The following is a 543-nucleotide window of genomic DNA, read 5'->3' as shown; positions in this document are numbered from 1 at the left end:
TAAGTTAAGTTGGTCAGTTTCTGGCATCAGATACAACGAGGCTTGATGGCGTGTCGCTAATTCAACTAATGCACTCACTTCTTCATCGGCCAAATTACTTAAGTGTCGCAACGTGATACAAGGCCCGTTGTCACCCAACACCAGTTCTACATGCCCCAATTGCTCTGGCTTTTTGAACGCTGTTAGCACCGAATAAATCTCAGGCAATAGCACATTCAACTCAGGAGCCAATACCGGACAATCCGTCACTTGTGCAATTTGCTTGCTTTGCTTTTTGCGAAAGCCGAAGTGCAACTGACGCGTTTTCTTATCGACAAACAAACTCACGCGAGCACGACGTCGGTAACCTAAAGACTCGCCCAATACTGGCGCATCCAACTCAATGTCACTGCCAGCAAATTTTCGCATTAACTGACGCAGCGTCTGCTGTTTGTGCGTCAATTGTTGGTCATGATTAAGGTGCTGCAAATCGAAACCGCCACATTCATGATAATGGGGACAAAAGGGCTCAAGGCGAGCGTCGCTTGGAAGTAGGAATTTAAT

Annotated in this window: 1 pseudogene; it reads right to left on the bottom strand. The window is 46.6% G+C overall.

Annotation, left to right across the window (positions count from 1 at the left end):
• Nucleotides 1-543: pseudogene (gene rumA, locus R7Q48_RS30310) on the bottom strand (23S rRNA (uracil(1939)-C(5))-methyltransferase RlmD); the annotation flags it as partial.

The sequence above is a fragment of the Vibrio sp. 378 genome (genome assembly GCF_033339435.1).
This window is presented reverse-complemented; position numbering and strand designations above follow the sequence as displayed.